General features: G+C 46.5%; 12 protein-coding genes. 7 read left to right on the top strand and 5 right to left on the bottom strand.

Going from position 1 to position 15,482, the window contains the following annotated elements:
• Together scpA and mutA are read right to left on the bottom strand one after the other, a co-directional pair.
• The coding region (gene scpA / locus ABUA47_RS06275) for a methylmalonyl-CoA mutase (protein WP_349831464.1) at window positions 1–1,739 on the bottom strand (1,739 nt) is incomplete at its 3' end.
• Window positions 1,740–1,785: 46 nt separating this feature from the next.
• Window positions 1,786–3,684 carry a methylmalonyl-CoA mutase small subunit gene (mutA, locus tag ABUA47_RS06280; protein WP_022401430.1) on the bottom strand — a complete coding sequence of 633 codons (1,899 nt, stop codon included), beginning with the start codon at window positions 3,682–3,684 and terminating at the stop codon, window positions 1,786–1,788.
• Between the two features lie 270 nt (window positions 3,685–3,954).
• On the opposite strand from mutA, the gene ABUA47_RS06285 reads away from it, so the two are divergent.
• Window positions 3,955–5,616 (top strand): putative transporter, encoded by a 1,662-nt coding sequence (locus ABUA47_RS06285; RefSeq protein ID WP_005827199.1) that lies wholly within the window; start codon window positions 3,955–3,957, stop codon window positions 5,614–5,616.
• Window positions 5,617–5,692: 76 nt separating this feature from the next.
• Here ABUA47_RS06285 and ABUA47_RS06290 read toward each other — a convergent pair whose 3' ends face one another.
• Window positions 5,693–6,322 carry an AAA family ATPase gene (locus tag ABUA47_RS06290; protein ID WP_034532845.1) on the bottom strand — a complete coding sequence of 210 codons (630 nt, stop codon included), beginning with the start codon at window positions 6,320–6,322 and terminating at the stop codon, window positions 5,693–5,695.
• A 104-nt stretch (window positions 6,323–6,426) separates the two neighbouring features.
• Window positions 6,427–7,779 (bottom strand): MATE family efflux transporter, encoded by a 1,353-nt coding sequence (locus ABUA47_RS06295; RefSeq protein WP_005827205.1) that lies wholly within the window; start codon window positions 7,777–7,779, stop codon window positions 6,427–6,429.
• A gap of 257 nt (window positions 7,780–8,036) precedes the next feature.
• On the opposite strand from ABUA47_RS06295, the gene ABUA47_RS06300 reads away from it, so the two are divergent.
• The 5 genes from ABUA47_RS06300 (at window position 8,037) to ABUA47_RS06320 (ending at window position 13,634) form a co-directional block, all read left to right on the top strand.
• The gene (locus ABUA47_RS06300) at window positions 8,037–8,444 is read left to right on the top strand and encodes an HU family DNA-binding protein (protein ID WP_349824380.1); all 408 of its coding nucleotides are present in this window, start codon (window positions 8,037–8,039) and stop codon (window positions 8,442–8,444) included.
• Window positions 8,445–8,538: 94 nt separating this feature from the next.
• A complete protein-coding gene (gene lysS / locus ABUA47_RS06305) occupies window positions 8,539–10,269 on the top strand; it encodes a lysine--tRNA ligase (protein WP_005827209.1) in 1,731 nt (576 codons plus the stop codon).
• Between the two features lie 98 nt (window positions 10,270–10,367).
• Window positions 10,368–11,363, top strand: a complete 996-nt coding sequence (locus ABUA47_RS06310; RefSeq protein WP_005827211.1) for an NAD(P)H-dependent glycerol-3-phosphate dehydrogenase — start codon at window positions 10,368–10,370, stop codon at window positions 11,361–11,363.
• Between the two features lie 48 nt (window positions 11,364–11,411).
• Window positions 11,412–12,749 carry a glucose-6-phosphate isomerase gene (locus ABUA47_RS06315; protein WP_005827213.1) on the top strand — a complete coding sequence of 446 codons (1,338 nt, stop codon included), beginning with the start codon at window positions 11,412–11,414 and terminating at the stop codon, window positions 12,747–12,749.
• Window positions 12,750–12,878: 129 nt separating this feature from the next.
• A complete protein-coding gene (locus ABUA47_RS06320) occupies window positions 12,879–13,634 on the top strand; it encodes an HAD family hydrolase (protein WP_008664065.1) in 756 nt (251 codons plus the stop codon).
• A gap of 55 nt (window positions 13,635–13,689) precedes the next feature.
• Here ABUA47_RS06320 and ABUA47_RS06325 read toward each other — a convergent pair whose 3' ends face one another.
• Window positions 13,690–14,316: a hypothetical protein gene (locus ABUA47_RS06325; protein ID WP_008664066.1), complete on the bottom strand. Its 627-nt coding sequence runs from the start codon at window positions 14,314–14,316 to the stop codon at window positions 13,690–13,692.
• Window positions 14,317–14,517: 201 nt separating this feature from the next.
• Here ABUA47_RS06325 and ABUA47_RS06330 point away from each other — a divergent pair, with 201 nt between their 5' ends.
• On the top strand, window positions 14,518–14,955 hold the full coding sequence (locus tag ABUA47_RS06330; protein ID WP_005827221.1) for a PepSY-like domain-containing protein: 438 nt from the start codon (window positions 14,518–14,520) through the stop codon (window positions 14,953–14,955).
• Window positions 14,956–15,482: the final 527 nt, after the last annotated feature.

A 15,482-nucleotide genomic window follows, 5' to 3' on the forward strand; every position in this document is an offset into this window, starting at 1 on the left:
GCAAACTTCTCCGCCAATTCACAAGCACGGTGGAAGTCGCTGTCATTCTTACTTTCTGATGAATACACGCCTGATATAGTTCTAATTACTGCTTTATAACGTCCTACAATCTTTTCGCAAGCATAAGAGATTTCCCCCAAAGTGGCACGGACACGGGCTGCCTCGACTGCCAGTTCCAGCAAGTTTCCCTTACCGGTCTTTACACATTCAGTAATAGCCTCCAATGCCTTGTCCACTTCCGCCTGGTTACGTCCTTCCTTCAGACGCTTCAGGTTCTCAATCTGTTCCTGACGGACAGCCGTATTGTCGATTTCAAGAATATCAATCGGAGCTTCTTTCTCCAGACGATACTTGTTCACGCCGACAATGGTCTGTGAACCGCTATCAATACGGGCTTGTGTACGTGCAGCAGCCTCTTCGATACGCATCTTGGGAATACCGGTTTCGATGGCTTTTGCCATACCGCCCAGCTTCTCTACTTCCTGAATCAATTCCCAAGCCTTGTGAGCCAACTCATTGGTCAAACTTTCCACATAATAAGAGCCACCCCATGGGTCTACATTCTTGCAAATGTAAGTTTCTTCCTGAATATAAATCTGCGTATTACGTGCAATACGTGCAGAGAAATCCGTCGGCAAGGCAATAGCCTCGTCAAGAGCATTGGTATGCAGTGACTGAGTATGTCCCAATGCAGCAGCCATCGCCTCGATACAAGTACGGCCCACATTGTTGAACGGGTCTTGCTCTGTCAGCGACCAGCCGGAAGTCTGGGAGTGCGTACGCAAAGCCAGCGACTTCGGATTCTTCGGGTTGAACTGCTTCACAATCTTTGCCCACAACATACGTGCGGCACGCATTTTGGCAATTTCCATAAAGTGGTTCGTTCCGATGGCCCAGAAGAAAGAGAGACGCGGTGCGAAAGCATCGATGTCAATACCCGCAGCCGTTCCGGCACGCAGATATTCCAAACCGTCTGCCAGGGTGTAAGCCAACTCGATGTCTGCCGTAGCACCCGCTTCCTGCATGTGGTAGCCGGAGATGGAGATAGAGTTGAACTTAGGCATTTTCTGGGAAGTATATTCAAAGATGTCAGAGATAATCTTCATAGAGAATGCAGGCGGGTAGATATAGGTATTACGCACCATGAATTCCTTCAAGATATCGTTCTGGATAGTACCAGCCATTTCTTCCAACTTGGCACCCTGCTCCAGACCTGCGTTGATGTAGAATGCCATAACAGGAAGTACGGCACCGTTCATAGTCATAGAGACGGACATCTTGTTCAAAGGAATTCCATCGAACAACACCTTCATATTCTCCAAGGAACAGATAGATACACCTGCCTTACCTACGTCACCCACTACACGTTCGTGGTCGGGGTCGTAGCCACGGTGAGTGGCCAAGTCGAAAGCTACGGACAAACCTTTCTGTCCGGAAGCCAAATTACGACGGTAAAAGGCATTTGATTCTTCCGCTGTGGAAAAGCCTGCATACTGGCGGATGGTCCAAGGACGCAACGTATACATCACCGAGTACGGACCACGCAGATAAGGAGGAAGCCCGGCAGCATAGCCCAAGTGTTCCATTCCCTCAAGGTCTTCTTTTGTATAAACAGGCTTCACCTCAATGTGTTCCGGCGTTTTCCAATCAGCATGGATGCCGTTAGCCTTTTGCCACTCAGCACCGTTGACGGGCTGAAAAGCGGCATATATATCTAAGTTTTTAAAATCTTTTCGCATCATGTTATTTACGATTTGACGATTTACGATTTACGATTGAAGTTGCTTACTTCAAAAGTTTGGCGTTGAATTCTTTTAATGTCTCTAATACGTTGACACGGACATGGATAAAGTTCTCGATACCGGCAGCCTTCAAGTCGTCCATGCAAGCAGGAGCACCGGCTACGATAAACATGGCACGGCCATTCAGAGCCTTGAAGGCAGGAACAGCATATTCTGCATATTCATCATCACTTGAACACAATACCACGATGTCGGCCTTGGCAGCCATAGCTGCTTCTATACCTTCTTCTACGGTGGGGAAACCGAGGTTATCCACAACTTCGTATCCGGCACAAGCCAGAAAGTTGCAAGAGTACTGTGCACGTGCCTGGCGCATGGCCAGATTACCGATAGTCAGCATAAACGCTTTCGGGCGTTTGCCGGAAGCCTCTGTTTCGAGACGCAACGCTTCAAATTCACTGGCAGCACGGTCAAAGTTCAGTGTCGGAACATCTTTTTCGCAGGTATGTCCGCCGCCGCAACAGCAAGTAGCCTCAACCGGTTTCTTATCTCCCGCCTTTTCATTAAAGTTGGGGAACTGGTTAGTACCCAACAGCACTTCCTTGCGCTTGGCAACTGCGGCATGACGCGCCTTGTTGCTCTCGTTTACGGCAGCCTGCACTTTTCCGGCTTTCACGGAAGCATAGAAACCACCGTCTTCTTCTACAGCGAGGAAGAGGTCCCAAGCCTGCTTGGCAATAGAGACGGTCAAATTCTCAATATAGTAAGAACCTGCAGCTGGGTCAATAACTTTATCGAAGTGCGATTCTTCTTTCAACAGCAGTTGTTGGTTACGCGCCATACGCTCAGAGAATTCGTTAGGAGCATCATAAGTCTTGTCGAACGGAGTAACCGTCATTGAGTCAACGCCGGCAAGGGCGGCACTCATCGCCTCAGTCTGCGTACGCAACAAGTTTACGTGTGCATCAAACAAAGTCAAGTTGAATGAAGAAGTTTCCGCATGAATCTTCATCTTGGCTGCACAGCGGCATTCGTTATCTTTACCCTTGTTGTCGCAGTCGCGCAGACACTCGGGACTGTAAGAAGCCACAATATTAGCCCACAGCATACGTGCAGCGCGGAATTTGGCTATTTCAAGGAAGTAGTTGGAACTGATACCGAAATTGAACTTAATCTTCTTGGCTACCATTGCAGCCGGCAGACCGGCATCAACCAACTGATTCATATATTCATTACCCCAAGCCAAAGCATAACCCAGTTCCTGGAAAATATAAGAACCCGCATTGTTTAATGTCAACGCGTTCACATTCAATACACGGTATTTCGGAAGGGAAGCGGTAGCCTCGAGCAGCGCCTTGGCTGTTGACACCATATCACCTTTTTCTTTACCTTTGGCCAGCATCTTGTTGAAGTAGTCATAGTTGATGGAGCCCCGCAATTTCGTCAAGTCATAATCCTTTTTCTGGAAATAAGCGACAAGAAGTTCTGCAAGTTCCACCACATGCCCCTGGCAGGTAGAGAAATTCAACTCGACACATTCCGCGCAGATATCTTTCAACAAAGTTTCAATATACTCTGCGTTCAATTCCTTGGCCTTTACATGGAAAGAGAGTGAATCTACACCTTTATTCAAGATGTCCAACGCCTTGGCATTGGCCTCTTTGGGGCATTCCACTTTGATTTCCTGACGAACAAGCCATTCATTGTTGTCTTTCTTGGTACCTCTGAGATAAGGAAACTCGCCGGGAAGAGCATCTGTTGTCTTCAAACCTTCCAAGTCCTCCATACGGTAGAAAGGTTTCACCTTAAATCCTTCGTTTGTCCTCCAAACGAGCTTCTTCTCGAAATCCGCCCCTTTCAGGTCTGCGGTAACTTTCTCCATCCACTGCTCAGTGGAAACGGGAGAAAAGTCGGAGAAGAGTTTTTCTTTACTGTCTGCCATAGTTTATTTAAAATTTAAATAGATGAATACTATTCATTTTTGTCATCAAGAGACTTGCAAATATAAGGAAATACTTAGAACAAAATCTTTTTTTAGAGAAAATTGCACTAACAGATGACTCCGTGCCCATACGGATTCAGCGTATTCACCGGAAGCATACTCTACTTTTGCAAAGTTGATATAGCAAAAAGTACCACAAAGCCTTTGCCACCTCCTTTTTATTAAGTATTTTTGCGCGAAATTTAAAAAAACGACATATTAATAGGTACTATGAATTGGTTAGAAAGCTTGCTATGGGACTCTTCATCTGTCGCTCACATCGTTTGTTTGTATGCATTCGTAATATCTGTGGGCGTATTGCTGGGTAAGATTAAGATTTTCGGGGTATCGTTGGGGGTTACATTCGTCCTCTTTGCCGGTATCCTGATGGGCCATTTTGGCTTCACGGGCGAAACACACATTTTGCATTTTATCCGCGAATTCGGTTTGATTTTATTTGTATTCTGCATCGGTCTGCAAGTCGGGCCCTCCTTTTTTTCTTCCTTTAAGAAAGGGGGTATGCGGCTGAACATGCTTGCTGTCGGTATCGTGTTGCTGAATATCGCAGTAGCATTGAGCATCTACTTCATTGACGGAGGGATAGACCTGCCAATGATAGTAGGTATTCTCTATGGTGCCGTAACCAATACTCCGGGTCTGGGTGCCGCACAAGAAGCCTTGAACCAGATAAACTATACGGGAGACCCCATTGCATTGGGATATGCCTGCGCCTATCCGCTTGGTGTGGTAGGTATCATAGGTTCCATCATAGCCATCCGCTATATTTGCCGGGTGAACCTCAAGAAGGAGGAACAGGAACTCAATACGCAGGAAGCAGATGTAAAGCATCAGCCGCACATGCTTCACCTCGAGGTACGCAATGAATCAATTTCCGGAAAGACCCTGCTCCAGATAAAGGATTTTCTGGGACGCCCGTTTGTATGTTCGCGCATACGCCACGAGGGGCACGTCAGTATCCCCAATCATGAAACAATATTCCACGTAGGAGACCAGCTCTTCATCGTATGTTCCGAAGAAGATGCCGAAGCGGTAACCGCCTTTATCGGAAAAGAAATACACGTAGACTGGGAAAAACAGGACACTCCGATGGTTTCCCGCCGTATCCTCGTCACTAAATCTGAAATCAATGGCAAGAAACTGGGAAGCCTCCACTTCCGCAGCATGTACGGTGTAAATGTAACCCGTATCAACCGTTCGGGTATGGACTTGTTTGCCGATCCCAATCTGGTACTTCAGGTAGGTGACCGTGTAATGGTGGTAGGCCAGCAGGATGCCGTAGAACGTGTAGCCGGCGTATTGGGTAATCAGTTGAAACGTTTGGACACTCCGAATATCGTAACTATTTTTGTGGGAATCTTTTTGGGAATCCTGCTGGGAAGCCTCCCTATTGCATTCCCGGGTATGCCGACACCGGTTAAGTTAGGTCTTGCTGGTGGTCCGCTGGTAGTTGCCATCCTCATCGGACGTTTCGGTCACAAAATGCATCTTGTGACGTACACCACCATGAGTGCCAACTTGATGTTGCGTGAAATCGGTATCGTGCTCTTCCTTGCCAGTGTCGGTATAGAAGCTGGTGAGCATTTTGTACAAACAGTAGTAGAAGGTAGCGGATTACTGTATGTAGGCTATGGATTCCTGATAACTGTTATCCCCTTGTTGATAATCGGTATGATAGCCCGTTTCTACTGCAAAGTGAACTACTTCACCCTGATGGGTTTGATAGCAGGTAGCAACACAGACCCTCCCGCATTGGCATACGCCAATCAGACATCAGGCAATGATGCTCCGGCAGTAGGTTACTCCACGGTATATCCATTGACAATGTTCCTGCGTATTCTGGCGGGACAGATGATATTACTGACAATGATGTAGGAGGAATTAAGGAATTAAAATTAAAGGCTGCGTAGTTGGGTTAAACCAACATTGCGCAGCCTTTAATTTTAATTCCTTAAAGTTTCAGCTTCTTCTTGACGAACTCTTCTATAAAGTCCACCGTAGCTTCAATACCCAATACGGAAGAATCGATACACAAGTGGTATGTTTCGGCAGCTCCCCATTTTTTGTAGCTGTAGTAGTTATAGTATTCGGCACGCTTCTTGTCCGCTTTGTTCATCATCTCCTCCGCTTCACGCTCAGTAATGGAATACATTCGGCAAATACGCTTGATGCGCTCCTCATTGGAGCAGGAAATGAAGACATTGACACAGCGTGGATGTTCTCGCAGGATGTAATCGGCACAACGCCCCACAAACAAGCAGGACTTCTCCTCCGCCAATCTGCGTATCACGTCACTCTGCACTTTGAACAGAGCATCATTACTCAAGCAATTCGTGGCTGGGATAGCCCCGTCACTGACAAAAGGGAAACGCATGCCGAAGAGCCCTCCAATAATACCTTGTGAAGCTTTCTCATCAGCTTTCTCAAAAAACTCACAACACAGTCCACTCTCTTCAGAAGCCAACCTAATCAGTTCCTTATCATAAAAGTCAATACCCAGACGGGCAGCCAGTTTCTCGCCTATCTCCCGTCCGCCACTGCCCAGTTGACGGCCTATATTGATTATAAAATTATTGCCCATACGCTTGTTCATCTATTGGTTTGCAGATAGCAAATATAAATATTCTTACGGAATATCTGCAGAAAGTAGGAAGAAAAATTCAAAGCCTCTCCCCCGACCCATCCCTACAAGGGAGAGGTTCTGAATTTGCGGAATTGACAAACCAACATCACCAATGCTATCAAACTTGCAAGCAAATCGGATACCGGCATGCTGTACCACACTCCTGCCACTCCGAAAAACTGCGGCAGGACAAGCAGGCAAGGAAGCAGGATCAGCATCTGCCGGGTGAGGGAAAGGAATATCGCTTTGCCTGCCATGCCTATGCTCTGGAAAAAGTTGGAAGTCACCATCTGGAAACCAATAATCGGGAAGAACATTACCGTAATACGCAGTCCCGTGACCGAAAGCTCTGTCAGTTCCGCATCCGATGTAAAGATGCCCACCACCAGGTCCGGCACCAACATACCGACCAGAAAGCCGAAAGTGGTCACTGCCGTGGCATAGATTATCGTCAGTCTCAGCACCTTGTTCACCCGTCCGTACAGCTTCGCCCCAAAGTTATATCCGGCAATAGGCTGCATTCCCTGATTCAGCCCCATCACAATCATCACTACAATGAAAACCAGACGGTTCACGATGCCGAAAGCCCCGATAGCCAAGTCGCCGCCATACTTCTTCAACCCCTGATTGATAATGATAACGATGAAGCAGGCTGCCAGGTTCATCAGGAAAGGAGACATGCCGATAGCAAGCGAATCGAATACAATCTTACGTTTCAGACGGAATATCCCCCGGTGGAAATGCAACAGCTCGTCCTTATTGCTGAAAAGCTTGAACTGCCACGTCAAAGAGATGACTTGCGCCACAATGGTAGCGACGGCAGCGCCACGTATGCCCCAGCCGAAACCATAGATAAACACCGGGTCGAGTATGGTATTGATAACCACCGTGGCTATGGTGGCATACATCGCCTTCTGCGGATGCCCTGAAGAGCGTAGCACTGCATTCAGCCCCAGATAGAGGTGCGTAACGGCATTTCCCAAAAGGATAATCTGCATATAATCCCTGGCGTAGCCCACCGTCTGGTCACTGCCTCCGAAGAAATAGAGAATCGGGTCGAGAAAGAGCATGACAATGATGGTAAAGGCCACTCCCAGCACCATGTTCAGCACAAAGACATTGCCCAGCACACGCTGTGCCGTGTCATAATCCCTCTGCCCCAGCTTGACGGAAATCAGTGTAGAGGCTCCCACACCCACCAGCGAGCCGAACGCCGCAGCCAGATTCATCAACGGGAAAGTCAACGCCAATCCCGAAATAGCCATCGTCCCAACGCCGTGACCGATGAAGATACTGTCTACCATATTATATAAAGAGGATGCCGTCATTGCGATGATTGCCGGAACGGCATATTGCATCAAGAGTTTACCTATACTTTCCGTCCCCAACGCCGAGGGAGTCTTTTGTCCTGCCATATTATATACCTATTTCTTTTTAGCGGGTGCAAAGGTACTCTTTTTTTAAAACAGAACAGCAGAAAAAACACCTTAAACCTGCACACTATGCGGATGATTTATGCTATCTTTGCGATTCAATGATAAATCATAAGATATGATTACCATAATCATACCGTATGATTGATATAATCATACCGTATGATTGGCACATTCATACCGTATGAACCATGCCTGACCTACCGGTTGAGCCGGACACATAATAACAACAAGCCCCCATGGCATTCTATAAGAAAGTAAAACAGAAAGGCGACGACAAATGGCACCCAAGAGCCGTCACCAAAGGACATCCCTATACAACGGATGAAATAGCCCGATTATTGTCGGAAATGTCTACGGTAACCCCGGGAGATACTTATGCAGTATTAATGAACCTTGGTGAAGTGCTGGGCAAGCTGATGAGCTCGGGACACTCCGTAAAGCTAAAGGGCATCGGGACGTTCTACTACACCTGCCGTTCGGAAGGCACCGGGGTAGACACCCCAGAAGAAGTGAGTCCGGCGCAAATCACTGCGGTGCAGATACGCTTCATCCCCGAATACTACCGCGGGCAATGCGGACAAGTGACGGAACGCACCCTCCTCTCCCCGCATATCGAATGGGTAGATACCGAAAGAGAGGATTAATGTCACTCCCCGTTCCCTATATTTCAAGGAAAAAGGTTCGCTATCTGAAAAATGTTTCGTACTTTTGTACCCAAATTGAGTGAAATATAGCGAAATGAACGTATTAGAACTAAGTGAACAAGAAATCATTCGTCGCAACAGCATGAATGAACTTCGCGCGATGGGCATTGAGCCTTATCCCGCAGCAGAGTATGTAACAAATGCTTTCTCTACCGATATTAAAGCTGAATTCAACGACGATGCAGAGCCTCGCCAAGTGTCCGTTGCCGGACGTATCATGAGCCGCCGTATCATGGGTAAAGCATCTTTCATCGAATTGCAGGACTCCAAAGGACGCATCCAGGTATATATCACCCGCGATGACATCTGCCCGGACGAGGACAAGGAGATGTACAACACCGTGTTCAAACGTTTGCTCGATTTAGGCGACTTCATCGGTATCGAAGGATTCGTATTCCGTACCCAGATGGGCGAAATCAGCATCCATGCCAAGAAGCTGACCGTACTTGCAAAGAGCATCAAGCCCCTGCCTATCGTGAAATATAAGGATGGTGTGGCTTACGACTCTTTCGAGGACCCCGAACTGCGCTACCGTCAGCGTTATGTAGACCTTATCGTAAACGACGGCGTGAAAGAAAAATTCCTGAAGCGTGCCACCGTCATCAAGACCATGCGTGCCGTGCTGGATGAAGCCGGCTACACGGAAGTGGAGACGCCGATTCTTCAATCCATCCCCGGTGGAGCAAGCGCCCGTCCGTTCATCACCCACCATAACTCTCTGGATATGGACCTCTACCTGCGTATCGCCACCGAGCTTTACTTGAAGCGACTGATTGTGGGCGGATTCGAAGGTGTATATGAAATAGGCAAGAACTTCCGTAACGAGGGTATGGACAAGAACCATAACCCGGAATTCACTTGTATGGAGCTGTACGTGCAGTACAAGGACTACAACTGGATGATGAGCTTTACGGAGAAATTGCTGGAACGCATCTGTATCGCCGTAAACGGCTGTACAGAAACCGAGATAGACGGCAAGACCATCAGCTTCAAAGCTCCCTACCGCCGTCTGCCCATCCTGGAAGCCATCAAGGAAAAGACCGGATACGACCTCGAAGGAAAGAGCGAGGACGAAATCCGCCAGGTGTGCAAGGAACTGAATATGGAGATTGACGACACCATGGGCAAGGGTAAGCTGATTGATGAAATCTTCGGCGAATTCTGCGAAGGTACTTTCATACAGCCCACTTTCATCACCGATTATCCCGTAGAGATGAGCCCGCTGACCAAGATGCACCGCAGCAAGCCGGGACTGACCGAACGCTTCGAGCTGATGGTGAACGGCAAGGAACTTGCCAACGCTTACAGCGAGCTGAACGACCCGATAGACCAGGAAGAACGCTTCAAAGACCAACTCCGCTTGAGCGAAAAGGGAGACGACGAAGCGATGTTCATCGACCAGGACTTCCTGAAAGCATTGCAATACGGTATGCCTCCCACATCGGGCATCGGTATCGGCATCGACCGTCTGACCATGTTAATGACGGGCGAATCCTTTATCCAAGAAGTGCTTTTCTTCCCGCAGATGCGTCCGGAAAAGGTTATCCCCAAAGATGCTCCTGCACGATACACAGAGCTGGGCATCCCCGAAGACTGGGTGGCTGTAATCCAGAAAGCCGGCTACAACCTGGTGAGTGACATGAAAGATGTGAATCCGCAAAAACTCCACATGGACATCTGCGGTATCAACAAGAAATATAAATTGGAACTGGCAAACCCGACCGTAAACGAAGTTGCTGACTGGGTCGGAAGAATTAAGAATTAAAAATTAAAGAATTAAATAGGCAAGATTAAAGATAAGAGGAGGAGGAAGGTACTCCTTTCCCCTCTTTTAATTTTTAATTTTTAATTATTAATTTCGATATGAAACTACCCGGTAAGATAGCCATCATGGGCGGAGGAAGTTGGGCAACTGCCATTGCAAAAATGGTTCTGGCCCAAGCGGAGTCTATAAATTGGTACATGCGACGCGATGACCGTATTGCCGACTTCAAACGGCTTGGTCATAACCCTGCCTACTTGACGGGCGTCAAGTTTGATACCAAGCGTATCAACTTCAACTCCAACATCAATGATGTCGTGAAAGAATCTGATACGCTCATCTTCGTTACACCTTCCCCTTATCTGAAGGTTCACTTGAAGAAACTGAAGACTAAGATTAAGGATAAATTCATCATCACTGCCATTAAAGGTATTGTGCCCGATGACAACTTGATTGTCTCGGAATATTTCACTAAGGAATATGGCGTCCCAGCTGAGAATATTGCTGTATTGGCAGGTCCCTGCCATGCGGAAGAAGTGGCTCTGGAACGCCTTTCTTATTTGACCATTGCTTGTCCCGACACCGACAAGGCTTGCACCATTGCCCGCAAACTGGCCAGTTCATTCATCAAGACCTCTGTCAGTAATGACGTTGCCGGCATTGAATACAGTTCGGTGCTGAAGAATGTATATGCCATTGCAGCCGGTATCTGCAGCGGTCTGAAATATGGCGACAACTTTCAGGCTGTGCTCATGTCCAATGCCATACAGGAAATGAACAGATTCCTGCAAACGGTACATCCGCTGAACAGAAACGTAAGTGATTCCGTTTATTTAGGTGACCTGCTGGTGACGGGATATTCTAATTTCAGCCGCAACCGCACATTCGGTACGATGATTGGCAAGGGATACTCCGTAAAAAGCGCGCAGATTGAGATGGAAATGATTGCTGAAGGATATTACGGTACAAAATGTATCAAGGAAATCAACAAGCATTATCATGTCAACATGCCTATTGTAGATGCAGTATACAACATTCTGTATGAGCGTATCTCGCCGACGATTGAAATCAAGCTGCTTACCGATTCATTCCGGTAAGCGCGAAAAAAGATAAAACGAAATACTGAATTTAAAACCTAGAATATTATGATTAGTTTGAACATTGAAAAGACTCTTGGATTCATCTCCAAAGAAAACGTTTTCGCCTATGAAGCCCAAGTAAAGGCTGCACAGGAAGCATTAGAGAATGGTACCGGTAAGGGCAACGACTTCTTAGGCTGGCTGCACCTCCCCTCTTCCATCACTAAAGAGCACCTGGCCGACCTAAAGGCTACCGCACAGACGTTGCGTGACAACTGCGAGGTAGTAGTAGTTGCCGGTATTGGCGGAAGTTACCTCGGTGCACGTGCGGTGATAGAGGCTTTGTCAAACAGCTTCACTTGGTTGCAAGACAAGAAAACGGCTCCGGTCATTCTGTATGCAGGACACAATATCGGTGAAGATTATCTATATGAACTCACCGAATACTTGAAAGACAAGAAATTCGGTGTTATCAACATCTCCAAATCCGGTACTACCACTGAAACGGCCTTGGCGTTCCGTCTGTTGAAAAAGCAATGCGAAGACCAACGCGGCAAGGATATGGCAAAGAAGGTTATCGTTGCCATCACCGATGCCAAAAAGGGCGCTGCCCGCGTAACGGCCGACAACGAAGGCTACAAATCCTTCATCATCCCCGATAACGTGGGCGGACGTTTCTCCGTACTGACTCCGGTAGGCTTGCTGCCCATCGCAATAGCAGGTTTCGACATTGAGAAACTGGTTGCAGGTGCAGTTGCCATGGAAAAGGCTTGTGGAAAAGATGTTCCGTTTGCAGAAAATCCTGCTGCCATCTATGCAGCTACGCGTAACGAGCTCTACAAGAACGGTAAGAAAATTGAAATCCTCGTAAACTACAATCCCAAACTGCACTACGTAAGCGAATGGTGGAAGCAGCTTTATGGTGAATCCGAAGGTAAGGAAAACAAGGGTATCTTCCCTGCTGCCGTAGATTTCTCCACCGACCTGCACTCCATGGGACAATGGATTCAGGAAGGCGAACGTACCATCTACGAAACTGTCATCTCCGTGGAGAAGACACAGCACTCCCTGCAAGTACCTTCGGACGAAGCCAACCTCGACGGACTGAACTTCCTGGCAGGCAAGCACGTGGACGAAGTGAACAAGATGGCTGAATTGGGCACACAGCTTGCCCACGTTGACGGCGGCGTACCCAACATGCGCATCGTTATCCCTGCACTGAATGAAGAAAGCATCGGAGGTCTGCTCTACTTCTTCGAAATAGCTTGCGGTATCAGCGGTTATATTTTGGGAGTCAATCCGTTCAACCAACCGGGTGTGGAAGCATATAAGAAGAATATGTTTGCATTGCTGAACAAGCCCGGCTACGAAGAAGAGTCCAAAGCTATCCAGGCAAGACTTTGATAAATTAAGAATTGAGAGTTGAGAATTGAGAAATGGCTGCACAACAAGTGCGAAGAGAACCGTTCCCCGATTCTCAACTCTCTATTTATCTACCCCGCATTTTTAAATTCTCAATCCCCAATCTACCAAGTGTTCGAAAACTCTATCGCCCGTTATCTGGAAAAGCACGGGCACCCCTACATCCAACTGAAAGCCGTTCTTTTTGACATGGACGGTGTGTTATTCAACTCCATGCCCTACCATGCCGATGCCTGGCATAAAGTAATGGAACGTCATGGCCTGCACTTGAGCCGTGAAGAGGCATACATGCACGAGGGACGTACCGGAGCCTCCACCATCAACATCGTTTATCAACGCCAGTATGGCAAGGATGCCACTCCCGAGATGATAGAAAGCATCTATGCAGAGAAAAGCGCCGAATTCAGTACCCACCCGGAACCGGAACGTATGCCGGGTGCTTGGGAAGTGCTGCAAAAGGTAAAAGCGGCAGGACTTATTCCGGTACTTGTCACCGGTTCGGGCCAACACTCCCTGCTGAACCGCCTTGCCCACAACTTCCCTGGTATGTTTCAGCGCGACCACATGGTGACCGCCTTTGATGTGAAATACGGAAAGCCTCATCCTGAGCCTTATCTAATGGGACTGGAAAAAGCCGGAGTACAAGCCAACGAAGCTATAGTTGTAGAAAATGCACCTATCGGAGTACAAGCCGGAACAGCAGCCGGCATATTCACTGTGGCAGTCAATACCGGTCCGCTGGACAGGCAGGTATTACTGGATGCCGGAGCAGATTTATTGTTTCCGTCCATGCAGGCGCTTTGTGACGACTGGGAAAGGTTGCAAACCGCATTAGATGCCAGTAATAGCCTTCGCCACAAAGATTGACGGCGACCCAAACAATATAACAGTTGATTGGAGCTTATATAACCAAGTAATACCATTACTTGATATACAGAAGACATCTATTGTCTTTCTTCTTAAAGCGCTCCAATCTACCCATTTTCTCCTTCTCGGTTTCTTTAATAGGGAACGTTATTCTACAGGTATCTTTATCATAATCATACAATTCTCTGGCAGGAACTACATAAACAGATTCCGGACTGTCACCACACCATCCAAAGCCAAAAACATAAAACAAGTTTTTTATCGGACGGTTCAACAGATTGGAATTCATATACCCCTCGTACTTTTCAATGTCTTTTATATCGAGATAAAAACCTATCTTACTTCGCCATTTACATTCTACAGCTATAATATCTCCAACTTCATGAATGGTACTCGTTGTGGTAACACACTCCATCAACAAATCCGGAGATGATGAAGACAGAGGCCTATACCCCTCAATGTATTTATCACCTCTCCAATCTAAAAGCCGCCAAAATATTTTCTTATCACATAGATCCGAATAACCATCTTTACTAATATTGGAGTTCTTCACAACCCATTCCTCAAATCTATCTCCTAAATATTTACTTTTCTTCCTTTCTTTAAAATATTGAAAGGTATCCATAAACCGATATTGGAAAACACCTACAAAATCATCGATAAACTGATTTAATATTTTCATAGCCATAATAGTCTATTGTGTCTTTAAATAATATTCATTGCAAACAAAAATTCATAGGTGAAGAGCCGCAACACCCATTTTCAAAAATAGATTTTTTTCATTTCCAAAAATAGAGTTTTTTTCCCAATTCTTTCCAGATTTCCTTCCCATCTTTGTAATACAGAAAACAAATAAAGTATTAATTATTAAAAATAGAGAAGTATGAAAAAATTAGTTATGATGTTGGTTTGTATGTTTGCAGTGCACACAATGGTAATGGCGGATAATGATAAGCCGATAGAGGTGAGCCAGTTGCCGGCGAAGGCGCAGACATTTATCAAGACTTATTTTAAAGACCATAAGGTGGCAATGGCTAAATTGGAGTCGGGAATGTTTTATAAAAGCTATGATGTGGTGTTCACGAATGGGGAGAAGGTAGAATTTGATAAATCGGGGGAATGGAAAGAGGTACGATGCAGACAAAGTGAAGTTCCTGTACAGATTGTACCGGAAGCGATACGTAACTATGTAAAGACCAATTATCCGGATGCAAGAATTCTTCAGATTGAGTACGATGACAATGAGTATGAGATAAAGTTGTCTAATCGTTGGGAAATTACATTTGACTCTAAAATGAGGGTGATTGACATTGACGATTGATGACAAGAAAGATTTAGAATATGTAGATTATAAAGTATCAAGAAACTGAAAACAGTTGCTTGGAGAGGGTTTCTCCAGGCAACTGTTTTTTTTTATGCACTTCCGTACGGTAGCAGGGCATATGGTGCTGCGCTCATTGTACAACAGTGGTTGTACTACTATTCCAATTGCCCGGAGTCAACGAAGCCCCGGCTGCACTTTTGCAGTTTTTTAATCAGTGTGTCCGGAGAAGGACACTCAACCTTCTCCGGAGCTGAAAATACTGATTTATAAGGAAATGGCGCTTCTCGGCGCTTCCTGCCGGAAGGCGACTCAGGCTATGACGCTTTCAGGATTTTGGCAGACCTCACCATGGTATAGGTAGTCCCCTTAGTACAATGGTGCATATCATTCAGCTTACTGAAAAATAAAGTTTTTTTCAGAGAGGTTTGTTCGGCAGAGAAATTCCAACCGCAGAACGGAAGAACAACGTTTTCAGTCCGTCATAAAATCCCGGAAGAGCAACCGTTCCTGTCTCTTATACACAT

The sequence above is a fragment of the Bacteroides sp. RTP31139st1_H2_RTP31139_211217 genome (genome assembly GCF_040227615.1).
GTDB lineage: Bacteria > Bacteroidota > Bacteroidia > Bacteroidales > Bacteroidaceae > Bacteroides > Bacteroides uniformis.